At 65.2% G+C, this 23,407-nt stretch carries 22 protein-coding genes; 10 read left to right on the top strand and 12 right to left on the bottom strand.

Annotated elements, in window-relative coordinates; all coding sequences use genetic code 11:
• Positions 1-40 precede the first annotated feature (40 nt).
• Together B0T44_RS27160 and B0T44_RS13400 are read left to right on the top strand one after the other, a co-directional pair.
• Positions 41-184: a hypothetical protein gene (locus B0T44_RS27160; protein ID WP_175648105.1), complete on the top strand. Its 144-nt coding sequence runs from the start codon at positions 41-43 to the stop codon at positions 182-184.
• Positions 181-1,224 (top strand): alpha/beta hydrolase, encoded by a 1,044-nt coding sequence (locus tag B0T44_RS13400; protein ID WP_077120195.1) that lies wholly within the window; start codon positions 181-183, stop codon positions 1,222-1,224. Before B0T44_RS27160 ends, B0T44_RS13400 begins: the two co-directional genes overlap by 4 nt.
• Before the next feature lie 50 nt (positions 1,225-1,274).
• On the opposite strand, the gene B0T44_RS13395 is transcribed toward B0T44_RS13400, so the two are convergent.
• Positions 1,275-2,309 (bottom strand): FAS1-like dehydratase domain-containing protein, encoded by a 1,035-nt coding sequence (locus B0T44_RS13395; RefSeq protein WP_081513558.1) that lies wholly within the window; start codon positions 2,307-2,309, stop codon positions 1,275-1,277.
• 53 nt (positions 2,310-2,362) lie between these two features.
• Positions 2,363-3,061, bottom strand: a complete 699-nt coding sequence (locus tag B0T44_RS13390) for a YdcF family protein (protein ID WP_254854233.1) — start codon at positions 3,059-3,061, stop codon at positions 2,363-2,365.
• A 324-nt stretch (positions 3,062-3,385) separates the two neighbouring features.
• On the opposite strand from B0T44_RS13390, the gene B0T44_RS13385 reads away from it, so the two are divergent.
• The 3 genes from B0T44_RS13385 (at position 3,386) to B0T44_RS13375 (ending at position 6,961) form a co-directional block, all read left to right on the top strand.
• On the top strand, positions 3,386-4,591 hold the full coding sequence (locus tag B0T44_RS13385; RefSeq protein ID WP_077120199.1) for an esterase/lipase family protein: 1,206 nt from the start codon (positions 3,386-3,388) through the stop codon (positions 4,589-4,591).
• A 252-nt stretch (positions 4,592-4,843) separates the two neighbouring features.
• Positions 4,844-5,869, top strand: a complete 1,026-nt coding sequence (locus B0T44_RS13380) for an alpha/beta hydrolase (RefSeq protein WP_077120265.1) — start codon at positions 4,844-4,846, stop codon at positions 5,867-5,869.
• A gap of 162 nt (positions 5,870-6,031) precedes the next feature.
• Positions 6,032-6,961, top strand: a complete 930-nt coding sequence (locus B0T44_RS13375) for a serine/threonine-protein kinase (protein WP_175648106.1) — start codon at positions 6,032-6,034, stop codon at positions 6,959-6,961.
• 151 nt (positions 6,962-7,112) lie between these two features.
• Here B0T44_RS13375 and metG read toward each other — a convergent pair whose 3' ends face one another.
• From metG to B0T44_RS13345, 7 genes are all read right to left on the bottom strand, one after another.
• Complete coding sequence (metG, locus tag B0T44_RS13370) at positions 7,113-8,831, bottom strand: methionine--tRNA ligase (protein WP_077120267.1); 1,719 nt, start codon at positions 8,829-8,831, stop codon at positions 7,113-7,115.
• 67 nt (positions 8,832-8,898) lie between these two features.
• A complete protein-coding gene (locus B0T44_RS13365; RefSeq protein WP_077120203.1) occupies positions 8,899-9,597 on the bottom strand; it encodes a hypothetical protein in 699 nt (232 codons plus the stop codon).
• Positions 9,594-11,138 carry a pyridoxal phosphate-dependent decarboxylase family protein gene (locus tag B0T44_RS13360; RefSeq protein WP_175648107.1) on the bottom strand — a complete coding sequence of 515 codons (1,545 nt, stop codon included), beginning with the start codon at positions 11,136-11,138 and terminating at the stop codon, positions 9,594-9,596. The genes B0T44_RS13365 and B0T44_RS13360 overlap by 4 nt, the downstream gene beginning before the upstream one ends.
• Positions 11,139-11,506: 368 nt before the next feature.
• Positions 11,507-12,820, bottom strand: a complete 1,314-nt coding sequence (locus B0T44_RS13355) for a cytochrome P450 family protein (protein WP_077120205.1) — start codon at positions 12,818-12,820, stop codon at positions 11,507-11,509.
• 8 nt (positions 12,821-12,828) lie between these two features.
• Positions 12,829-13,113: a cytochrome P450 family protein gene (locus B0T44_RS28570; protein ID WP_367947002.1), complete on the bottom strand. Its 285-nt coding sequence runs from the start codon at positions 13,111-13,113 to the stop codon at positions 12,829-12,831.
• Complete coding sequence (locus tag B0T44_RS13350; protein WP_367947003.1) at positions 13,110-13,949, bottom strand: cytochrome P450 family protein; 840 nt, start codon at positions 13,947-13,949, stop codon at positions 13,110-13,112. The genes B0T44_RS28570 and B0T44_RS13350 overlap by 4 nt, the downstream gene beginning before the upstream one ends.
• 157 nt (positions 13,950-14,106) lie before the next feature.
• The gene (locus tag B0T44_RS13345; RefSeq protein ID WP_077120207.1) at positions 14,107-14,985 is read right to left on the bottom strand and encodes an SAM-dependent methyltransferase; all 879 of its coding nucleotides are present in this window, start codon (positions 14,983-14,985) and stop codon (positions 14,107-14,109) included.
• Between the two features lie 427 nt (positions 14,986-15,412).
• On the opposite strand from B0T44_RS13345, the gene B0T44_RS13340 reads away from it, so the two are divergent.
• Complete coding sequence (locus tag B0T44_RS13340) at positions 15,413-16,690, top strand: helix-turn-helix domain-containing protein (RefSeq protein ID WP_139347957.1); 1,278 nt, start codon at positions 15,413-15,415, stop codon at positions 16,688-16,690.
• On the opposite strand, the gene B0T44_RS13335 is transcribed toward B0T44_RS13340, so the two are convergent.
• The 3 genes from B0T44_RS13335 to B0T44_RS13325 all read right to left on the bottom strand — a co-directional run bounded on the left by B0T44_RS13335 (position 16,691) and on the right by B0T44_RS13325 (position 20,023).
• The gene (locus B0T44_RS13335) at positions 16,691-17,398 is read right to left on the bottom strand and encodes a 2'-5' RNA ligase family protein (RefSeq protein WP_077120212.1); all 708 of its coding nucleotides are present in this window, start codon (positions 17,396-17,398) and stop codon (positions 16,691-16,693) included.
• A gap of 472 nt (positions 17,399-17,870) precedes the next feature.
• Entirely contained in the window at positions 17,871-18,584 is a 714-nt protein-coding gene (locus tag B0T44_RS13330) for a creatininase family protein (protein ID WP_217697545.1), read from the bottom strand.
• A complete protein-coding gene (locus B0T44_RS13325; protein ID WP_254854234.1) occupies positions 18,584-20,023 on the bottom strand; it encodes a helix-turn-helix domain-containing protein in 1,440 nt (479 codons plus the stop codon). Before B0T44_RS13325 ends, B0T44_RS13330 begins: the two co-directional genes overlap by 1 nt.
• 539 nt (positions 20,024-20,562) lie before the next feature.
• On the opposite strand from B0T44_RS13325, the gene B0T44_RS13320 reads away from it, so the two are divergent.
• The 4 genes from B0T44_RS13320 to B0T44_RS26550 all read left to right on the top strand — a co-directional run bounded on the left by B0T44_RS13320 (position 20,563) and on the right by B0T44_RS26550 (position 22,988).
• On the top strand, positions 20,563-21,066 hold the full coding sequence (locus B0T44_RS13320) for a hypothetical protein (protein ID WP_077120217.1): 504 nt from the start codon (positions 20,563-20,565) through the stop codon (positions 21,064-21,066).
• A 13-nt stretch (positions 21,067-21,079) separates the two neighbouring features.
• Positions 21,080-21,562 carry a hypothetical protein gene (locus B0T44_RS13315; protein ID WP_139795324.1) on the top strand — a complete coding sequence of 161 codons (483 nt, stop codon included), beginning with the start codon at positions 21,080-21,082 and terminating at the stop codon, positions 21,560-21,562.
• Positions 21,559-22,005 (top strand): DUF4254 domain-containing protein, encoded by a 447-nt coding sequence (locus B0T44_RS13310; RefSeq protein ID WP_077120221.1) that lies wholly within the window; start codon positions 21,559-21,561, stop codon positions 22,003-22,005. The genes B0T44_RS13315 and B0T44_RS13310 overlap by 4 nt, the downstream gene beginning before the upstream one ends.
• Positions 22,006-22,667: 662 nt before the next feature.
• Positions 22,668-22,988, top strand: coding sequence for a hypothetical protein (locus tag B0T44_RS26550; RefSeq protein WP_139347960.1), 321 nt, complete (start codon positions 22,668-22,670; stop codon positions 22,986-22,988).
• The last annotated feature ends 419 nt before the right edge of the window (positions 22,989-23,407 follow it).

Here is a 23,407-nt window from a genome sequence, read left to right as displayed (position 1 = left end):
CGTCCACCATCTCGGGGAACCCGGAGAACAGGAGGACGCCGTGACCACCGCGCTCATCATCCAGAAGATCCCGCACCCAGCCACGGTGCATATCTGCGCGCCCGACAACACCGGTGACAACCCGGCATTATCCGGTCCGGCGGCGGCGCACCCAGCCGCGTCGTCGACCGTCATGCGGCGATGAACCCGCGGTTCCCGATTGCCGCGGTGATCCTGGCCGTGACCGCGGCGGTCACCGTCGCACCCGCGGCAGCCGCACCGGACGCAGTTCCCGAACCGCGCCGGGCCCCCGGTCCCGCGACCGCGGCCGATCCTCCGGCGCGACACGCCTTCCTGGACCGTATCGAAGTGCTCGGCACCCATCGGATCCGGCTGCATATCGCCTCGGCGGCGATGAAACGTGTCATCGCCGTGGACACGCTGATCGGGACCGGTCCCGCGCCCCGGCCCACCCTCTACCTGCTCGACGGGGTCGACGGGGAGAACACCTCCGGCTGGCTCACCAAGGGCAGCGCGGCGGAGTTCTTTGCCGACAAACCGATCGACGTGGTGCTCACCACCGGAGGCACTGGCAGCATGTACACCGACTGGGTGCGCCACGACGCGGCATTGGGACTCAACCGGTGGGAAACCTTCCTCACCGAGGAACTGCCGCCGATCGTCGAACCGTATCTGGGCTCCACCGGCCGCCGCGCCATCGCCGGAGTGTCGATGGGCGCGCAGGCGGCGATGATGCTCACTCAGCGCCACCCCGGCTTCTACAGCGGCGTGGCCGGGATGAGCGGCTGCTATTCGACCGCAGATCAACTGGGGCGCGCGATCACCATCATCACGGTCGCCTCCCGCGGCGGGAACCCGGAAAACCTGTGGGGGCCGCCGAACTCGCCGGAATGGGCTGCGCACGACAGCGTGCTCGGCGCCGAGAAGTTGCGCGGCACCACGATCTACCTGTCGGCCGCATCGGGTGCACCCAGCGCTACTGCCTTGGGGGCGGTGCCCGAGTCCCCAGAGATCATCGCCGTGCTGCTCGGCGGCGGAACCGTTCTGGAGGCGGGTGCGAAAGCGTGCACCGAACGTTTCGCGGCGCGGCTGGCCGAACTCGAGATCCCGGCCACCGTCGACTTCCTCCCCGAGGGCGTGCACGCCTGGCCGGATTTCGAAGACCAACTGCACCACGCCTGGCCGACCCTGGCCGCCGCCCTCGCCGTGCCGGCTGGGCAGTGAAACCAGGCCGCATCCGTCGTACCCAGCGATACGGCACCGCCGGGGGCGGCTCAGTCCGCGAACCGGACCTCGGCCGCGGCGTAACCGAACAGCCTGCGCCCGTGCGATCGCGCCTCGACGGCGACGGTTCCTCGCCGACGGCCGGGGTCCAATGAGGTGATCCGGCCGCTGAACTCGATCGGGCTCGATTCCCCCGCACATACCCGCATGTAGTGGGTGTAGTGGGCGAACTGGGCGCGCAGTCTGCCCACCGCCGCCGGATCGCCCAGCCACGATGTCACATAACCGGCGGCCACACCGAGTGTGAGCATGCCGGGCGCCACGGCGGTGGGCAGATCGGCGACCGAGTCACCGAGACCGGCCCGTGGCTCTGTGGGGCCGTGGCCGGTATCGCCGGTGATCCGGGCATAGGCAGCAAGGTCGGCGCGTGACAGACACAGCACCCGACGGGGCAACTCGGCACCAACCGACAGGCTGCCGATATCGACCGTGGTGCGCGGACGACGGCCGGAGGCAACCGCGACGATATGGTCGCCCGCGCCGGCCACCACCGAACCGGCCGCGGCGGTACGAGTGGCAGCACTGGCCCGGGGCGCGGTTTCCGCGAACCGGATATCGCCGCCGGTGCGGGCCAGTAGCGCCGTGGAGCCGGTCTGCAGTACCTGCCCGCACTGGTCGGTGAGCACGCTCTTGATCGCCATGACGTCGTAATCGGCGAAATGGCGGAAGGATTCGAAATAGATATCGCAGCCGATATCGTCGCCGGCCATGATCGGGCGCCCGATGTCGAGCACCTGGTCGGCGTGCAGAATCCGGCTCGGGTGATAACCGGTGATCAACGTGTCGAGAATTTCCCGGTGTACCCGCAGCAGAATCGTCGACGCGAAGGTTGGCGGGGCGATGAGCGCGGGAAATCCAAGCGCGTCGGCGGCGTCACCGTCGTGGTACGCCGGATGGGAATCCTGGACGATTCGCGCGAAATCGCGGATATGCGCCGAGGTCACCCGGAAACGCCGGGCGGGGCGATAACGGTGATCGAGCAGAGACCGGACTTGTTCGGCCGGACGTACGTCGATATCGGACATGATTGCTCCTGTAGTGCCGGTAATGTGCTGTCGGCCGGGGCGTTCGGCGAGGCTCACCAGCCCGGCCCGAACGCCCACGTGAGATCGGGTAGATGTTCCGGTGTCACCGCGGCGGCAACGGGGACGCCTGCGGCGACGAAGTTCGCCACTGCCCGGTCGATATGGTTCGACGACGTCACCACCACCGCCTCGCGAGCACCGATATGGTGCATCAACCGTGCGGACAGTTCGGCATTTTCCACAGTCGTGCCTGACGCGCCCTCTTGAAGAATGCGATGCGGCGGAATACCGTGCCGGACCAGCCATTCGGCCATTGCCGCCGCCTCGGTGACACCGTTGCATGGGTTGCCTCCGGTGACGATGACCGGGGAGGCGGGGGCCAGCAGCGCCTGCACGTAGCCCGCATGCAGCCGGGCGACGAGTTCGGGTCGCATCCGGCCGTCGGGCAGCAGCCCGTGCCCGAGCACCACGATCACGGTGCCGGGCCCGTGTATCCGTGTCAGCGGGCCGGAAGCGACCTCGGCCGAGCCGCTCGGTACCGCGGCGGCGGGTGCCGCAGGCCATGCTGTCACGGCCGTGGTGAACGCGGCGGCGCCGAATACGGCATACGCGGCCAACTGAATCGCCCGATGCGCGCGACGTGAGCCTGCGGCGGTGCGGGGGCGAATAGGCGATCTGGACGTATCGAACATGAGGTGCTCCAAGCGTTCACCGTCCGTCGGGTCACCGGACGGCGGGAAATTCAGCTCCATGTTCGGGCAGCTTCCGGTGCTTCCCGAAGTAATCGGGTGAAAGTTCGGACAATTCACCGCGCAAGAAACGAAGTTTTGGTTCCGGCCACGTCCTCGAACGATGCACACCGACATGTCGGTGAAAAGACACCAGCGACACACGAAATCACCGCTGTCGAAAGCTTCTGTGTTCGAACCTAATTTTCTCCCACACCGATTGGTGATGTCTCCAGATCCAGGCGACGACGCCCGTTCGCACGGCTGGAACGCATTAGCTTTGGCGCAGTTTCGCGGTCACCACTCCGGTAGCCGAGGCGGCCGCGGCTTCATCGAGGAAGGCAAGACATGAAACGAAGTACCTCCGTCCGGCTGCTGCGCGCGGCCGTGCTGCTGAGCACTGCCGTGCTCGCGTTCGGCGTCGCCGGCGCGGGCGCGGTGGCCGAACCGGGTCACGTCGCCACCGACCAGGAACTCGCCGATTACATCACGGCGGGCCTGAGAAGCGCGCCCGTCGCAGACACCGGCAGCGCGGGTACCGGGTCGGCGTGCACCTCGGGCAGCGGCGCGGGGTCAGGCAACGGGTCGGGGGACTGTTACGGCGGGTCCGGCAGTAGTTCGGGCTCTTCCGGCGGTTACGCCTCCGACACCATCGGTCACGGTCCACCGCAGACCTCCTGGCTGGCTGCATTCGCTTACGGCCTGGCCAACGGTGACGCCGCCCCGCCCGGTGCCAACGACTGGAACTGCAAGCCCACCGCCGAACATCCGCGGCCGGTGCTGCTGATCCACGGCACCTGGATGAACGCCTATAACGGGTTCGCCTACATGGGTCAGCCGATCAAAGACGCCGGGTTCTGCACCTTCACCTTCAACTACGGCCGCGCCAACCTCCTCGAAGGTGGTGGGCTCGGATCGATACTGCCCGGGGTGATGGGCACCGGATATATCCAGGACTCGGCCAAGCAGCTCGCGGTGTTCGTCGACCGGGTACTGGCCGCCACCGGCGCCAGTGAGGTCGACATCGTCGCCCATTCCCAGGGTGGGTCGATGTCGAACTGGTACACCAAGTTCGAAGGCGGCGCGGCCAAGGTGAAGAACCTCATCACCTACGGCGCCACCCATCACGGCACCAGCCTCGACGGGATCGGCGCTCTGGGGCGGGCGATCAACAACTTCGGTATCGACATCCTCGGTTTCATCGAGATCTTCGTCGGCCATGCCGGAATCCAGCAGACCATCGGCTCGGACTTCGTCAACCAACTCAACGCAGGCGGTGACACCGTCCCCGGGGTCGACTACACCATCGTCGGCACCCGCTACGACGAGATCACCAACCCCTACGACCTGACCTTCCTGCAGGCCGGGCCGGGTGCCACCGTCCGCAACATCACCCTCCAAGACGGCTGCGAACAAGACATCTCCGACCACCTGACCATCATGTACTCCCCCCGCGCGTTGTCGATCGCGCTCAACGCCCTCGACCCCACCCAATTCCCCACCCTGCAATGCACATTCAACCCGTGGCTCATCGGTGGCGGCGGACAGCTGTGAACCAACCCTAGCCAGGCACCCGGCCGGACCGGTCACGCATCGACTCCCACGACCGGCCCGCCCGGGCGCCGCCGCCACACACCAGGCCGCGGACAGGGCAACTCGATTGCCCGCCCCCTGTCCGCTCGGCCCACCGATGGTGCGGCGGATATGCCCACCGAGCGGTACAGCGCACCCGACGCTCGGTGGGCACAGGGCTGTCACCCACCGAAAGGCGGGTACCGTCCCGACACCGAGAGGATTTCGGCGCCGATGAACGCCACTACCAGTTTCCGTTCCCTGCTGCGCACCTGCGCGGTCGTCACCGTCGCGTTGGCGCTACCCGCCGCGCAGACCACCGTGGTCGCGGCCGCACCGGGCGCGCAACCGTCAGCGATCACCGAGTCATGGCCGGTCGACGAGCGCACCGTGCAGTTACGGGTGCATTCGGCGGCGATGAACACCGACATCATGATCAACGTGCTGCGCCCCGCCGACCGGTCGGTCCCGCGCCCCACCCTGTACCTGCTCAACGGTGGCGGCGGTGGACAGGACAGTGCGACCTGGCAGAAGAACACCGACGTGCTGCGCTTACTGGCCGATAAGGACGTCAATGTGGTGCAACCGATCGGCGGCCGCTGGAGCTACTACACCGACTGGCGCGCTCCCGACCCGAAACTCGGTGTCTACAAGTGGAAAACCTTCCTCACCGAGGAGCTGCCGCCGTTGATCGACACCGAATTCGGCACCACCGGCGTCAACGCCATCGCAGGCCTGTCCACCTCGGGCACCTCGGTGCTGCAACTGCCGATCGCGAAACCCGGCCTGTACCGTGCCGTCGCCGCCTACAGCGGCTGCGCCCAGATCAGCGATCCGATCGGGCAGCGCTTCGTGAAACTGGCAGTGGAGACCTGGGGCGGCGGCGACACCGACAATATGTACGGCCCACCCGGAGACCCGATGTGGGCAGCCAACGACCCGTACGTGAATGCCGAGGGCCTGCGCGGGCTGAAACTGTTCATCTCCACCGGCACCGGCGTCCCCGGCATGTACGACACCTATAACGGTGAGTACATGCAGCCCGGCCCGCGAGGCTACCTCGACCAGTTGCTCATCGGCGGAGTGATCGAGGCGGCGGTGAACTGGTGCACCCACAACCTACGCAGTCGGCTCGACGCATTCGGCATCCCCGCCACCTACGACTTCCAGCCCACCGGCACCCATTCGTGGGGATACTGGGAGGAGTCGATGAAGAAATCCTGGCCGGTGCTGGCCGACGGGCTGGGTTTGCCCCACTGACCTGCTGTTCGCATCCCGGCTTGCGTGCAATCGCTGCTCGCCTGCGGCGGGAAACTCGACGGCCGAAAGTTTCTTTCGCCGAGCGCTATCGAGCTCGTCTTCGAACAGCGATCCGACGGTTCGATCTGGTCTTGCAGGTGCCGCTGCGTTTATGGTGAGGTGGTGGCACTTGAGCCAGGTGAGCAGTTCGCGGGATTCATTGTGCGGTCCCGATTAGGACATGGCGGCAGCAGTGAGGTGTATCTGGCCGAGGATCCCCAACGGCCACAGCTGGTGGCGCTGAAGATCCTGGGGCCCGGCGACAGCCGGTCACCGGCGTTGCGGGCACGGTTTCTGCACGAGTTCGACATCCTGTCCGCACTGTCGCACCCCAATATCGTGCGGATGTACCAGCACGGTGAAACCGACGACAGACTGTGGTCGGCACGCGAATACGTCGCAGGCGCAACGGGAGCGTCGTTGGTGCGCGTGCCGCAGCAGCACTCGGAGCTACAGCGCATGCTCCACGTGCTGACCCAGATCGCGGCAGGGTTGGATTTCGCGCACACCAACGGTGTGATCCATCTCGACGTGAAACCGGCGAACGTGTTGGTCGGTGCGGGTGAGCCTGCGGCAGTGAAAATTTCGGACTTCGATCAAGCGCGCTGGCTGCACCGGCCCGAACCTCCCTTGGCCACCGATGGTTTCGTCGTCGTGTCGGTACCGTATGCCGCGCCGGAGCTACTGCAAGCGGCCACGGTGTCCCCCGCAACGGACCAGTACGCGCTGGCTTGCTCGACCGTCGAACTGCTCACCGGCCGCCCTCCGTTCCCGCGCCCGAACCGTATGGCCACCGCCCGCGCCCAGCTGCACGACCCGCCCCCCAAGATTTCCGAGCGCAGGCACTGGATCCCGCCCGAGGTCGACGAAATCCTGCACCGGTCGCTCGCCAAGGCGCCGGAAGACCGCTACGACTCGTGCACCGAACCCGTGCGCCGGCTCACCGAAGCACTCCACGACATCGATCCCCGTCCCCGCACCCCCGTACTGAGCCGCCTGAAACGACTCCGCTTCGACAGGTTGCTACCGCAGTCCACCATCCGCAGTGTATAGGCGTTCTCCTCGAACTTCAGTGCCCGCGAGAGGCTTTCCCTACGACCGTGTCGTCAGGGGTTCGCCGCCTGCACCCAGGGCATCAGGGGCTGACACCGGCCTCGATTCGACATCGTGCCATCCGGGCACCGACGTAAACGCCGGGCGGCGTCTACTGCTGGTTGTTGGAGCCGAACTGTTCGCGCCAAGAACTCACCTGGTCTTCGGTGATCTTCGTGAACAAGACCGGCGGCACGGTGAACTCGGTTCCCGGGCGTAGCCAGGCCAGGGATTCGACATCATCGTGTTCAGGCCAGCTGATGCCGGCAAGGTCGGGTTGTTGCCAGAGGCCGCGAAGGTTTTCGGCGGTCGCCGGGATGATCGGTGCGGAGATCATGCCGAACAGGAAGATCAGGTTGGCAGCGGTGCGCAGTGTGAGTGCGGCGGCGTCGGGGTCGGTTTTGATCTGGGCCCAGGGCGCGCGGTCGTTGATGTATTCGTTGGCCAGGCTCCACATCGCCCGCAAGGTCGTGGTGGCCTTGCGGAGTTCGATCTCCTCGAGGTGATGTTCATAGTCGGCGAGTAACTGCGAGAGCCGCTGGCCGAGTTCATGTTCGGCGTCGCTGGGAGACGAGCCCGCGGGCAACTGTTCGCCGAACCTCTTGGCGCAGAAGGCCAGTACGCGGTTGACGAAGTTGCCCAGGACGTCGGCGAGATCCTTGTTGGTCTGTGAGGCGAACAGTTCCCATGTGAAGCTGACGTCATCGGATTCGGGGGCGTTGCTGATCATGAAGTAGCGCCAGTAGTCGGCGGGCAACAGTTCCAGCGCGGCGTCGGTGAATATCCCGCGGTGCTGGGAGGTGGAGAACTTGCCGCCGTAGTAGTTGAGCCAGCTGAACGACTTGATGTAGTCGACCATCTTCCATGGCTCCCGCACGCCCAGTTCGGTGGCGGGGAACATGACCGTGTGGAACGGGACGTTGTCCTTGCCCATGAACTCGGTGTAGTGCACGTCGGCGGCGTCGTACCACCAGCTTTTCCAGTCCGGACGGTCCGGGGCGGCATCGGACCATTCCTTGGTTGCGGCCAGGTATCCGATCGGGGCATCGAACCAGACGTAGAAGACCTTCCCGTCAGCCGCGAGATCCGGCCAGGTATCGGCTGGAACCGGCACACCCCAGTCCAGATCGCGGGTGATCGCGCGATCTCGCAGGCCCTCGGCGAGCCATTTGCGCGCGATCGAGGTAGCCAGATGCGGCCACCTGCCGCTTACCCGGTCGATCCAGTCCTCTACCTCGGGTTGCAGCTTGGATTGCAGCAGGAACAGGTGGCTGGTTTCGCGGACTTCGAGGTCGGAGGAGCCGCTGATCGCTGAGCGAGGGTTCAACAGGTCGGTCGGCTCGAGCAGGCGCGTGCAGTTCTCGCATTGATCGCCGCGGGCGCGGTCGTAGCCGCAGTGCGGGCAGGTGCCGGTGACGTACCGGTCGGGCAGGAACCGCCCGTCAGCTGGGGAGTAGACCTGGGTGACCGGGCGCTGTTCGATGAATCCGTTCTCGAACAGCTTGCGGGCGAAATGCTGGGTGATCTCGATGTTCTGCGGCGAGGACGTTCGGCCGAAGACGTCGAACGACAATCCGAATCCGTCGTAGATTGCCTTCTGGGTGTTGTGCGCTTGGGCGCAGAACTCGGCGACGGTCATCCCTGCGTCGGCGGCGGCCAACTCGGCGGGCGTGCCGTGTTCGTCTGTAGCGCAGACGAACAGCACCTCATGACCGCGCGCCCGTAGGTAGCGTGCGTACACGTCAGCGGGCAGCATCGAGCCCACCAGGTTGCCCAGATGTTTGATCCCGTTGATGTAGGGCAGGGCGCTGGTGATGAGATGCCTCGGCATCGCGGCGCTTCCTCTCGGTTCGGTGTGCGGTGCCGGCACGCTGTCCACGCCGACGGATGGGCTGATCCTACTCATCGGCATCGACCCCAGGCGTAGACGCCAACAGGTGCGCGTGCAAGGTGCGCTCCACGAAAGCCTGCACGTGCCGGAGGGTAGCCGGATCTGGTTCGAAGCCGAGCCAATTGTCGCTGGAAATCCCCTGCCCCATCAGGTATTCGACTACGGCGTCTTCGTCGGCTTCGACCTCGAGCGCTCGCAGATCGTCCACGGCGGCCAGAACCAGGCCTGTTCGGGCGCGGGTGCGAAGGGCTTCCAGGCGCGCAGCGTCCTCACTCCAGGTCAACGTCCGCTGTGCGAGCACGCCGGTGACGAACAGCCGCGTCCGCATGTATTTCGAGGCCAGGAAATCGGGGTGGCGGCGTATCGGGATCAGGCGCGGGCTGCCGGAGAATACGGCGCAGGTACTAGCCTGCTCCAACTCCTCCCAATCGACCAGAACCTTGTTCATGTACGGCACTTCTTCATCGAGAGTCAGGCCCTGGTCACGGCTGTAGGCAATGATGACATCGGTCAACCGCCGCACTGCGGTCGTGCTGTATTCGCCGACGAACAGTACATCCATGTCGGATGCTGCTTTCTGCCGTATCCGGCCGAACGAGCCATAGATCACCACGGCGCGGGGACTGTGCGCCGGCAGCACTTCCAACGCGGCGCGGCGCATCGCGTGCAGCGCCTCGGTAGAGGCCCGGTGGTTGTCGTTCTTCACACGAGGCCCCCGTCAGTGACATAGCCGGCCGCAGTGTCGAGCAGGTTCACAAGGTCGTCTTCGCCGATCAGGCCGTTACCGGACATGAACCGCAAGACGGGGTGCGAGTGCGCGCGGCCCAGGCCGAGCCTGTCCTCTGAATCGGGCAGCACGAAACTATGGAGGTAGATCGCGCCATCGGCGAGCATCCGTTCATAGGCGCGTACCGTCAGAGCGGCCGAGCGCTGCCCGGTCTCTGAATCGAAAGGCACGTGTGCTCCCGGCGGAACCACTGTGAAGGCCACCGAATTGATACTGACCTCGTTGAGCCGGACGAAGCTAGGGTGCGCATCGACCAGGGCGGCGAACCGATTCGCGATGTCGATACGGGATTCGACCATGCGCCCGACCCCGGCAACACCGAGTGCTTTGATCAGCATCCAGGTACGCAGGCTCTGAAACGAGCGGCTGCCGGTCGCAGGGGTGATCTGACCGAGAGACCTCGCGTGCCGCAGGATCAGCTCGGACTCTGTAGCGATCAGCGCCGCGTCGGCAGGCGAACGCAACAGCAGGAACGAGTTGGTATAAGGCACGCTCAACACCTTGTGCGGGTCGAGCATCACCGAGTCGTAGACTGCGAGCCCATCGAGGCGGTGCCGGTACTGGTCGGAGAACAACAGGCTCGTGCCGTGACACCCGTCGCAGTGTAACCAGGCGTCCGGGTAATGGCGTCGCACCACCTCAGCGAACTCCGCAAGGCGCTCGATGGTCATCGTCCGGCTGTCCCCGGCGTAACAAACCGCCATGATCACCTGCTCGCCGCCCGTGCGTGCCGCGCGAAGGCGTCGGTCCAATTCGGTGAGGTCGTAACGGAAGTCCCGCACCGGGTGATATGCAGCAGCAGCATTGCCCAGCCCGGCCCACGCTGCCGATGCCGCGATGGTGTAGTGACCGATGCCGTCGGGAAGCACGATCACCGGCCGCGCCCCCGAAGGCAGACCATCGGCCCGGCTGCCGGGGAACGCGCGCTCACGAGCCAGGAGCACGGCGGCGAAGTTCGCGCCGGTACCGCCGGTGGTCGGAATGCCGCCAACCTCCAACGCCGTCGCCGGCGGCGTCGCGGACACCTCGAACCCCACCAGTTCGCGTAGCCAGCGGATGAGCGCGACCTCCATTTCGGTGGCTCCACGCGAACAGAAGTCGGCGTTGATCAGGTTCACATCGACCAACTCACCAAGTAATGCCCCGGCCACCGCGGCGAGATTGTTCCCGGCGTCAGGGAACCCGGCGAACATCGGTGACGCGAAATTCGGCATGGTCGGCAGATACCGGGATTCCAGCTCCGACAACAGCTCACCCAGATCGCACCCGATCCGCGGCAATGATTCGGTGGCGATGACATCGAGTGCAGCGCTGTCACGAGGAGCCATGAACCGCTGCCGGTACTTGAAAGCCAGCCCGATATCGAGCACCTGCCCCAACAGCCGACGGGCACTGTCTCGTTCGAGACCACCAGGGCCTAGAAACCCAGCGAACTCCGTCGCGGCGATAGTTTCGGTCATAACGCAGCTCCCTTCCGCCGCAGACCAGAAGGGACTGCGGCACATTCCGATTCGAAAACGCCTGGAGTAGGCGCTTACCCAATGGTGTCCGTCCACCACCAGGGGTTGTGTCTGTCCAGCGTCGGCGACCCTGCCACCGCGCTGTTTGCTCGTGCACGGTCTCGGGCACGTCGCGTCCTAGCTCGCAGAGCGCCTTCTGGATGCCGATGAATTCACAAACGCAACGCAGGAGAGCAGGATGCCCAGATACATCGTCAGAGGTGGATACCGCCAGCAGCGTCCGCGTGTCGGGTAACGGTGTGCCGGGCCTGGCCGGGGTGTCGGCTTTGCTTCTTCCCGCTGTCGGCACTGGTCTACGAACCATGTGCTCATGGCTGCCTCGATGCGTGGCCGTGGTTCAGGTGCACGGGCAGTGTTTTGTGGCCGTGGGAGATGAAGCTGTCCAGTGTCTCGAGTGGGGCTGTTTTGTGCGGGGTGGGTGGGCTGTTTTCTGGTTTGTTCTGGTCGTCGCGTGTTCGGGGGGCCAGCTGTATGTTGGGGAATCGGTCGAATAGGGCGGGCAGGGCGATGGTTGCTTCCAGGCGTGCTAGGGGTGCGCCGAGGCAGTGGTGGACGCCGTATCCGAAGGACAGGTGTTCCTTCGCTCGTCGGGTGGGGTCGAATATCTCGGCGGTAGCTCCGTGCCGGTGTGGGTCCCGGTTGGCGGTGATGAAGGAGGCCAGGATGGCTTCGCCTTTGCCGATCCGGTGTCCTGCGATGTCGATGTCGTCCACTGCGTAGCGCAGCGGTAGATGCGCGACCGGCGGCGCGTACCGCAGGGTTTCCTCGATCAGGTCCGGCCAGGTGAAGTGTCCGGCGCGTAACTGCGCAAGCAGGTCCGGTTCGGTCAGCAGCAGGTAGGTGGCGTGGTCGAGGAGGTTGACGGTGGTTTCGTATCCCGCGGACACCATCAGCAGCAGTGTGTGGATGAGTTCCTGTTCGGTCAGTCGGTCCCCGTGCTCGTCTCGTTCGGTGATGAGCAGGCTGGCCATGTCGTCGCCGGGATCGGTGCGGCGGCGGGCGACGAGTTCGGCCAGGAGAGCGGCCATGTCGGCGAAGTTCTGTTTCGCGTCGTGGCTGGTGCCGGTGGCGAAGATCCGATCCACACATTTCCGCAGCCCGGATTGCAGATCTGTGGGCAGGCCCATGAGTTCGCTGATCACCCGCAGCGGCACTTGGGCGGCGAATTCCTCCCGCAGGTCCACTACCGTCCCGGCCTGGCGGCTGGCGAGGGTGTCGAGCAGCTCAGAGGTGATCTGCTGGATACGTGGCCGCAGTGCCTCGGTGCGCCGTGGGGTGAACGCGGGCCCGATCAAGCGCCGCAACCGCCGGTGGTCGGCGCCATAGGCGGTGAACATGTTCTCCACCGCCACCCACGGATACAGCGGCCAATCCTCGCCCACCTCCCCGTTGCTGAATTTCGGCCAGTGCTTGCGGGCGTCCTTGGATACGCGTGGGTCGCGGAACAGCTGGATCAGCAGGTCGAACTCGGTGACGGCCCAGGCGCGGACACCGTGGGGCAGCTCTACCAGGACCAGTGGCCCGCGCTCACGGAGGCGGGTGGCTTCGGCGGGGATGTCGGCGCCGGTGGCATCGAGGATGATCGGGGCACCGGTGCCGGTGTCGGTGTGCAGGTCGGTCATCGCTGTTCTCACATTCCGGTCAGTGGTGGGACGGGGTCGAAGACGACGGGCAGGGCTGCCAAGGCGCGGTGGAAGGGGCCGGGCCGCCACTGCAGCTGCTCGTACGGGATCGCCAAGCGCACGTCGGGCAGGGCGTCGAGGAATTGGTCGATGGTGTCTTGGGCGATCTGGTAGGCCAGGCGTGGGGCAGGGCAGGTGTGGGGGCCGGCGCTGAACGCCAGGTGGGATCGGTTGCCGGTGCGGTCGCCGGCGGCGATGGCGGGGTCGGTGTTGCAGGCGGCGAAGCTGATCACCACCGGTTGATGGGCGGCAACCAGACCGTGCCGATGAGGATCGGCTGCCGTGGGTAGGTGATGGCGAAGTTGGCCATCGGCGGGTCGGTGAACAGCACCTCATCCAGCGCATCCCGAGTCGACAGGGATCCGCCGGTGACGCTGCCGCCGAACCGGTCGCCGGTCATCATCACCAGCAGGGTGTTGATGATCAGGTTCGTCTGCGGTTCGCTGGTGGCACCGAAGATCGTCACCAGCTGCTGAACGAGTTCTTCGTCGTCCAGGCCGGTGTGATGGCTGATCAGCCAGGAGGTGATGTCCTCCCCAGGGCAGGCGCGTTTGCGGTGTACGAGTTCGGCCAGGGCCGCCAGCAGTAGCTCGTTGCCCCGGGCTGCGTTGACCGTGTCGAACATCATGGCCATCCCCTCCACGGCCTGGACACTGACATCGGCCTCACACCCCATCAGGGCGCAGATGGTGTCGAACACCACCGGAAAAGCGAACTCGCCGACCAGGTCGGCCTCACCGACCTCGCAGAGGCGGTTGATGTGCGTGAGCGCGATCTGCTCGACCACCGCATGGGTGCGATGCAGATCCACCCGACCCAACGCATCCACGTTGGCTTCCCGATACCGCGCGTGCTGGACGCCTGCGGTGCGGAGCGCGTTCGGACGCCACTGCATCATCGGCAACACCGGACACCCGGCAGGAACACCACGTTCCCAGACCCGCGGGTCGGCCGGGAAATGCTCCGGGTCGTGCAGGATCCGCAACGCCTCCCGATACCCGATCACCAACGTCGCCGGGACCCCAGGAGAGAGCTCCACCGGTACCAACGCCCCATACCGGTCACGCATCTCACGGTAGGCCCGATGCGGGTCAGCCGCGAAACACTCGGTGTAGAGAGGAATTCCACGCTCGACGCCGCTATCGACCGGTGCCCCGTGCCCCACCGGACACCCCAAGGATTGTGCAGTAAACACGATCAAACCCCGCAACCAGTAAGCCGACGACTCAACCACGCCCCCACCGAGACCACCCCGGCACCAGCCCCGGCAACGCCTTGACCCCCACACCACCGAGCAACAACCGCTCCTCGGGACACCTCTCACGCACCGGCGGGCCCGCCGGCCACCAGTCCTCGAGTTCGACCAGTCCGGGCTCGATCAACGTCAGGTCACCGAAGTATTCGGCGATCTGTTCGCGGGTGCGGTACCAGCCCGAGCCCAGCCCCATCTGGGTGAACCGGCGTTGCAGTTCGAACGCCAGGTCGTGCAGTTCCGAGCCGTCGTCGGGGTCCCAGAAATGGGTGATCGCGACATAGGAGCCGCCGGGCAGTTTGTCGATGTAGCGGCGCATGATGGCGGCCGGGTCCAGATCGTCGTCGACGTGATGCAGGATGCCGCACAGGATGAGCCCGAGCGGGCGGCTCATGTCGAGGTGTTTGACGACCTCGGGGCTGGTGAGCAGGGTGTCGGGTTGGGTCAGGTCCGCCGGGACGAAATGGGTGTAGTCGTTCTGCTCGAGCAGGACTCGACCGTGGGCGTTGCAGACCGGGTCGTTGTCGACATACACCACAACCGCTTCCGGGTTCTGCTGCTGGGCGATCTCGTGGGTGTTGCCGACCGTGGGCAGGCCGGCACCGATATCGAGGAACTGATCGATGCCGACAGTGCCCGCCAGATACCGGGTCACCCGGTGCAGCCAGCGTCGGTTCATCAGCGACACATCACCCTGGTGGGGAGCCACTTCGAGGATCTGCCCGAGCGCTGCACGGTCGACGTCGTAATTGTCTTTGCCACCGAGACTGGCGTCGTACACGCGGGCGATGCTCGCCCGGGTGGTGTCCACACCGACCGGCACACGAACACCGGTCACAGGAAAAACAGACATCAATTCCTTCTCGAATACAGAGGTTCAGGGGACGCCGAAGCAGCACACAACCGCGCTCGCCACCGGGCGGGCGGCCCTGACATGGGCCGACCCCTGAGCGGGTAGGAGTGTGGTCTCAGCGTTCGCGTGGTGGTCAGTGGGTGAGGTTCGTCGGTGGGGTGGGTGCGAAAGTGACGGCCAGTTCGGTGAGTACGCGATGAAAGGGGGGCTGGTCACCACGGCGAGTTCGTTCTCCTCTCGGAAGTCTTTCCTGTGCCCTCTCTGACTGCTGACCACCTGGCCCTTCGCGGTTTATGGAGAGCAGTTCATCGACGCGTAGGTGGTATCGAAACCTTCTCGCGGGCAGGCGATCAGGAGAAGTGACGCAACTACCACGGAGCTACTACGCTGCTGTCACGGACGGAGCGTGGGGAGCAGGTAGATCCGAATGGTCGTTACCCGATGGACAGGTGTTGAAGTTCGTGCGTTGCGAACCATCGCGCTGCGAGTCACGCAGGAGGAGTTCGCAGAGATCCTGGGGTTTCCAGTCGGCACGTTGCGCAAGTGGGAACGACGCCGCGAAACAATTACCCTTGCCGGCAAGTTCGCCGCGGCCATGGACACAGTTTTCAAGCGGCTGGACGGTGACGAGCGCACGCGTTTCGAAACTGCACTCTCCGCACAGACGAGGACAACCCGAGAAGTACGTGGTGCTCCCGGCGCAGCCGACATGTTCGAAACCCCGGCAGAACTTGCTCAGCGTCTCCAGAGCCTGAACGAAATGGTCGGTGACAGCAGCTTCGTAGACGTCATTGCATTGGGGATCGACGATGTCATAGGCCGATACGAGCTGGAGGGCCCACAGAAACTCGCGCCTGGTGTAGTCGCCGCGCGCCGCCACGTCGAGGAGCTTCTGAACCAGCGCCGCCACCCCGTTGAGCTGCAACGCCTTTACCGTACTGCCGCGCAACTTTCAGGCATGCTCGCGTATATGGCGGTGAACCGCGGCCGCTTCGGACACGCGAAGATGTACTGCCATGAGGCTCTTAGCATCGCCACTCTGCTGGAGGACCGCGATCTGCTGGCCTGGGTAAAAGGAACGCAGAGTTTCTGCTCCTACTACCAGGGTGATTACAGGGCCGCTATCACCTTCGCGCAGGAAGGGCTGAAGGTAGCGGGTGACGGACCTCAATCCATTCGCCTGTACTCCAACGGCCTGGCACGAGCGCTGGGGAAGATCGGCGACGTCGGCAGAGTCACCGACGCCATCGATGCGGCTACGACCATCGCGAACACCCTGAATACCGAACCAGGGCTCACACCCGCGCTCACTTTTGAACCGTATGGACATGCCAGACTGATGGCGAATGCAGCCACTGCGTTTCTCGCCGCAGGCGACTATCAAAGAACACTCGATTACGGGCAACAGGTTGAGGAGTGCGTCAACGAATCCGATTCGGTGTGGAGTAGATCCCTGGTGCGACTCGACATGGCCACAGCAATGCTGGGCAAGAACCATCGCGATCTCGAACATGCAGTTCAGCTCGGGGTCGAGGCGCTGGCCATGTCCAGCGACCGGCCGATCCGCTCGGTGTGGCAGCGAGCGCACGACTTGGCGCCCATTCTCGAGCAGATCCCTGCCCGATCGTCAGCCGTCTACCTCTCGGCTTTGCATGACTGGTCGTCGACAGCGCGGGCATTCTCCGCGCCGGATGCATACGAATAGCTACGCACCGAGCTTGATAACCGCACAGTCACGCCAGCGGTACTGCCGTTCTTCGCGACGTAACTCCACGAGGTCGACCCTGTCAACCCGAACTTTGACCGCCGGTAGCGTCCGTAGTGCGGCTACGCTGCTGACCAAGCTATCCGCACTCCGATTCTGGTTGATGTATCCGATTCCTATGTGCGGTCTGAACTCGTGTGTGGCAACTAGTCGGACGCCCGGACGCCTACCTGAAGTCGCCTGCCGCAACTCGCGGTGGAGGTCGAGCAGGCGATCCCATGGCGTGACCGAGAAGCGCACTGCGCTACGCGATCCCGACAGCGGACCCACGGTCACATCGAAAGGCGCAAAACCACGCAGGCGCATGCGCGCGGCTTCAGCGATCTCGGACATATCGTCGACGGACACGTCGGATGTCTTGCCAATGCCCAGCATGGTGAGATGCAGACCCGTCAAGGGCACCATGTCGAGGCACTCGTCAGCAAGACGCTGCTGGCACCGCGCAACCAGCTCGGTAAGCGCAGGGTCATCGAATGTCAGGTACCAGTAGTACCCCGTCTGGCCAGGCGCCCACGCCTTCAGCGACCAATGATCGTTCACCGTCGAAAGATGGCTGAACGCCATCCAATCATTGTCGCGGATTCTCGCGGCATCGAAGATTGATACAGGCTGCAACAACGGGAACGGACGCTTGGACAAAGTGCTCATGCGGCGGCCGGCTCCTCGGCTATGAACGAACTATCGTGTCCACGGAGTGTACGGCGACACTCACGCGATGCGCTTGGCGTCCTGACTCCTGCGCAGCCATTCCGGGCACGGGAGCGGAAGGAATGGATCTTGTTGCCACCTATTCCGGTGCTGGTGGTGTGGCGAGACTGTCGGCGTAGTCGTCGACTTCTTCGGCGTCCATGTATGCCTCGGTCACCAACTCGAGAGGTACTCGGCCAGATTCCCCACGAAGGTGCCCGTTTTTGGCTAGCGCTAACGGCTTCTACGCGACAGCCATTGAACGGGCATTCCGGCGACATCACGAGCACAGGACGACTCGCGTCGACCGCAGTGCGGTGAAGCACTTTGGCTCGTTACCTTCTCCCGGTCCAACAACCCGGGGATATCCGAGCATGGCCGTGTCGCCGTTCGGTGTGCTCGACACTGGTCCTGCGGCGAAGTTGGTGGAAGGTCAGTGGTTGGGGCGCGCAGCGGTCAGGAGTGTGAGGTAATCGCCGAATGCGCGTGTCAGGGCGTTGAGTGCTGCTTGGCCTTTGCCGGCGGTTGCGGCCGAGGGGCGGCCGATGATTCCGCTGTTGGTGTAGGCCGCCATCCCGAGCAGGTGCAGGTGTTCACGGTCGGCCGCTTCGTGGTCGGCGGTGCGGAATGATGCGCGGACGAAGTCGGGGGTGGCGTGGAGCAGGATGGAGGTTTCGAGTTCACCGCCGTGCATGTCCTCATGTGAGTTGGTTTCCATCCCGGCCGCCGCGCGAGCTCGGTTCCAGTCCTCGCGGCCGGGGAATATCGCAACGTGCCGGCCGCCGATGTTGGCCTCTTGGGCAATGTTTCCCAGGACGTAGTTGCCGCCGTGAGCATTGACGAGCACCAACGTGCTGATCCCTGCTCGGGCGAGGGAGCTGCGGATATCACCGATGACCGCGGTCAGGGTGGCCGGGCTGAGGCTGACGGTCCCAGCGAATTGTTCGTGTTCGTGTGAGCAGGAGAATGTCACCGGCGGCAGCAGCAACAGCGGGTGGTGATCGGCGAGTTCACGGGCAATGACGCAGGCGATGGCGGTGTCGGTGATGAGCGGTAGATGATCACCGTGTTGCTCGAAGCTGCCGACCGGAAGTACCGCGACACGATGGCCGTCGCGGGCGACGTCGGTCGAACTGGCGGTGGTCATCAACTCCACTCGAAACTCCTGCCGTGGCTGGTTCGGATGTGTTGCATCGCGCGCAACTGATGGGTCAACTCCCGCGCGGCGCTGGTCTGGCCGGCGGCCCGCAGGACCGTCGCTGTGGCGTCCAGCTGACCGAGCGTGCGGTAAGACCCGGTGTCGGCCACGATGGTAGCCGCGTATCCGGCGACCTCGACGGCTTCCGCCCATGAGCCGACTCCGGCATATGCAGTAGACAAGCGGGCGATGCCCATACCGAGATCGCGTCGACCGTCGGTGCTCCAGTCGCTCAAACGTTGTTCCAGGAGTGTCAGTGCCTTGTCCGGTTGGCCGAGTTGGATCCAGCAGTGCGCGGCCTCCATCGTGACATACGCCGGGGAGCAGTAGCCGGCGAGTTCGTCTGGCTCGTCGTTTGGCTCGGCCGCAGCCTCCGCGGCCCGCGCCAAGGCGTCGATGCATGCGGTGACGTCGCTGCGGTACCCGGATCGTTTCGCGCGCACGGCATGGACGTTGGCTTGCTGTCGATGCAGAACAGCGCGCTGCCGTGGAGTGAGCCGGTCACTGCCCAACAGTGCGGCACGAATGAAATCGGTTGCATCGGAAAGGTTTCCCGCATCGGTAGCGATATTGGAGCTCCGCATCAGCGCATAGGCCCGGAACTGGGTGTCGTCGATGCGTTCGGCATATTCGCGGGCGATTCGCGACCAATGTTCAGCAGCGGCGAGGTCACCGGCATCCTGGTAGAGCCAGCCGAGCAGCTCCGCGAACCGGCCGGCGACATATTGCAGGCGGTGGCACCCGCGGCCGTTGTCGCTGCTGTCGACCATGCGCTGCTCGATGAATGCGAGGTCCTGGCGGGCGGCCTCGATCACATTGTGTGGTCCTGAAATCTGGTCGCGTGCCGAATGCCCAGCCAATGTCACCAGCAGCGCGTCGGACAACTGGGGGTGTGTCGGCGCCAGGATTGCGGCGGCGAGCTCTTCGGGAAGTGCGGTGCTGGTGCGCGGCCGAGTGGGGACAGGGCTGGTGGGCCGGTCGGGTGGCAGGTCGAACCACAGCAGCGAGGGCGGCACCGCCAGGAGTCGCGCAAACTGGGTCAAGGTGTCCAGATTGGTCACCGGCACGCGGCCCTGCTCGATGCGCGAGAGGTGGCCCTGAGTGATCGAGAGCCACCGTGCCATTTCCTCCTGGGTGATGCGGCGTCGGCCATGGTGCGGGTGATGCCGGTAGGCGCGGATCGCTTTGCCGATGTCACGGGCATCCAAGGCTTGACGAAGATCTCCGGACCACCATGCGTGCTCCGGCAGCGGCGGCATCAGGTCGGCATCTGCACATTGCAGGCATCGCCCGGCCGGGGTCGTCGCACCGCACCGTTTGCACCGGACGCGTGCGGTGGAGAAATCGACCATCGCGCAGATCCCTTCCCAGTCGGCGTGCTTATTCATCTGATGCATAAAAACTATGCACGAACGGCGCTTCCGCATCCGTCGGTTCGGTCCGCAGAATCGTAGCCAGAACCAGCGGAACACCTTCGAGTCGGCGAACCCGTAGAACCGCCCGGTCTGGCCGATCTCACCGGCGAATGGTCTATACGCCTGCCAATGTGCCCGCGTCCAGGAGGAACAGCTCATGTTCGGCTGCCTCTCGCCCGCAAACCGTCCATGCGGCGCGGCAGGCCGGCTGAGCAGTTTCTGTCCGCTTCCGGCTCTCAGACAGGAGACACGATGCACGCCCCCACCACCGAGCTGCGTGATCGATGGCTGACCACAGGCGAAGACTGTCGTGGCAGTGCAATCATCGACAACAGCGACCACGCGCGGTTCCTCACCACGGGCCCGACTGCGGGACATTCCAGGACGCGCTGGCCGTGCTACATCGCACACCGCGGTCGGCAGTCTCTACTACGGGAACACCATCGACACCAGCAGCCGATTCCTTGCCCTTTTCGACTCAGAACTCGATCCGACCATCCGGCAGGAGCCTCATGGCATCATCGACGGTTGCAGCGGCGGAACTTTGCGCGCAGTACATCACCGAACACGGTTTCCTCGACGCGGATATCGACTCGTTCGGCACGATCCTCGTTCCCTCCGGCGTCGTCGATGCCATTTACCTTCCCCACCGGTTGGGCGAATGTGTGATCGAGGAAATGGATGCCCTTGGTTTGTTCTCACCGGTGGTGGAGAACATTTCCAACGGGGTGTTGACGGTACTGACCGATGGCAGTCCGACCGATACGCCAGTAACTCCATGCCCGACACCGGAACGTCCTGCCGGGCCCAGCGCTGTTGCGGAGCTGCGAACCAACGCCTGGCTGTTCCGGTGCCAGGCGATACGCACGGTCCGGGTATCACGTATCCCGCTGCCCGGCCCTACGGAAGCACCGCGGCGATGGCGGAAGTATCCCCGTGGTCGTGATCGCGAGGCATTCGCAACGATCGCGGAACTCGCGATATCCGTCGGTGGACACCTGACCCAAGCAGGATAGAGGGGAGGTCTGGGTGATGATTCTCGATACCTGCTACTCGTTGCACGAGGTCGCTTACGTGTATAGCCATCGGTTCGGTTTCCCTGTCGAGATGGCCGGTGGCCGGCCCTCGTTGGTAATCGGCGATGCGGTGGGTGCGGTGACGATGCCACAACAGGTGGGCTGGCCGGTCCGTGACCGTCTGCGACACCCGAAGGTCCTGGCGGTGCCGGTGATCAGTCATCCCCGGCATCGGCAGTGGATTTTCCTGGTCCACCCTGCTGGCTTGGTCAGCACACCGGTCGCGCGAGTACCGCAGGTCTGCATTCTCGATCCAGGCTCGCGGGTGTGGCTTCCGACCTCGGACTCGCGGTTCGGCTGGTACTGGGTCGACGCACCGAAACGAGCATCATCACCGGGTGACATGTTGGCCCCGGCCCAGGGTCAAGTCCTGCGCGCAGCCAAATCGGTGCTCGACGAATGGGCACTCACCGGTTCGGGTTCGAGGCTGATATGACCACGACGGCAGTGCCGGATCTGGCGTGGCCGTCGCAGGATTCGTTGCTCTTGGCGATCCGGGGCCAGCACATCGGACGCCATCCGATCACTCGATGGGCCTATCAGCTCGGTGTCGTGCACACGCTGCTGCTCGACCAGCCAGCCACCGTTGGTATCGGCTGCCGCCGAGACCGGCTCGTCACCGCGATCGACCGATGGCTGCGCGAGCGCGCGCCTGCCCCGCACCCGAATGCCCGCCCCTGCCCGGAATCGGTGGGTGCCCTGGTGGATCGGATTGCCGCGATGCAGGTCCGCGCGTTCCGGCTGCTGATGACCCGGGCCGCCGACGATCCCGAGGTCCACGACTCCTGGACCAGCCTGGCCGTCCTCGTCGAGGCCTACAACGACCTCGTCACCGGCATCGACCATCGCATCTACCACCTCCACACCCCGCAACCGTGACCACACCACCCGACGAGCCTGCCGCCAGCAACCAGGTGGCTCCCGCCCGTCGCCCATCCCCGAGAGAACCGTATGAGACCGATCAACCACACCACCACACAGCCCGACCACAGCAGCGCAACTCTCGACTACGCGATCACCGCACGCCTGCGCCACTACCGTGACGTGTGCGCACTCGAAGCCCTCCGCCGCGGCCGCACCCTCATCGCACATACCGGGAACGTTTCGGCGTTCGTGATTCCCGCGATCCACGCACCTGCGGTGGCCGACAGGCTCCCCGAGCCCGGGCCGATCGTCATTCACACCCACCCCACCGGATCCGCCCGATGGGTCATCCTCGCCGGCCCACCCCTCGCCCATCAACCGACGACGCCCTCATCACAGCACCGCTGTCCGCTATACGAGCGCGAATCCTGCCGCTGGGCACGGAAATCGAGCTCCCCACGCCAGGAGACACAGCCACCGCGTGGCGACACCGACGCCTGCCGACCGATGCCTACCGGCCGTCGGCAGCCGCGGTCCTGGACGCCATCCTCGCGTCTGAGCCGGTGGTGCGCGGATGAACGCGGCGGGCTGGACCGCCGGGACAGCGGTCGTGGTCGCCGCGTTGTGGCGGCTGCCCTGGCGGTGATCGGATCTCGGCTCGAGGAGGCGGTCGCGGCATGAGCCCCGTACTCCGCTTGGCCGCTCGCCTCGCCACACTCCTACATTGCGGCCAACATCGCTCGACCGCCGGGCCGCCCGTGCGGGCCTACGCCGACTGCGGTCGCCCCACCATCGGCGCCGACGGCACCGTCACCAGCCTCATTTGCCCAGCCGTGTGGTGCGGACGCGTCCGCGTGATCAACAACCGCATCGACACCCACGCCGACCACACCGGCACACGCTGCCGTTACAGCCACACCGTCGTTGTCGACGACTCCGACACTGTCCCCACCCACCTACGCCAACCAGCCCCCGCCAGCACCACCTCGCCCTCATGAACACGGGGCTGCACGCCCCTGCCCAGCTAGGCATCCAGCATCGCTGGGGCCGACCAGTGACAGCAACCAGCATGCTGGCCGCCAGGGAGCCGGGGCGCGAGCCCAACCGGCCACACCTCAGACCCGGAAGACCGCAAGCCAACCAGAAAAGGCGTGCAGGCCAGACACGTGATTCGACAATCTTTCCGCACCCCCACCGAGGCATCACCTACCCGTGACGCGGCACATGCCCGGCATCGGATTGGTGCTCGTCCGCTCGATCACCGACGTTCCGGGGCACGGGTGGCGGTGTTACGTCCACGCCAGCCGTCGGGCGAGCCATTGTCGTGTCACCGCCGCTGATCGTTGCTGGTGGTGGCGTAGATGCGGTGAGCGTGGTGGGGCGGGTAGTCGGCTGGTGTGGGTCCAGTGGCCGAGCA

The sequence above is a fragment of the Nocardia donostiensis genome (assembly GCF_002081715.1).
Lineage (GTDB): Bacteria > Actinomycetota > Actinomycetes > Mycobacteriales > Mycobacteriaceae > Nocardia > Nocardia donostiensis.
The sequence above is the reverse complement of the archived record's forward strand: the minus strand, read 5'-3'. Positions and strand labels throughout refer to the sequence as shown.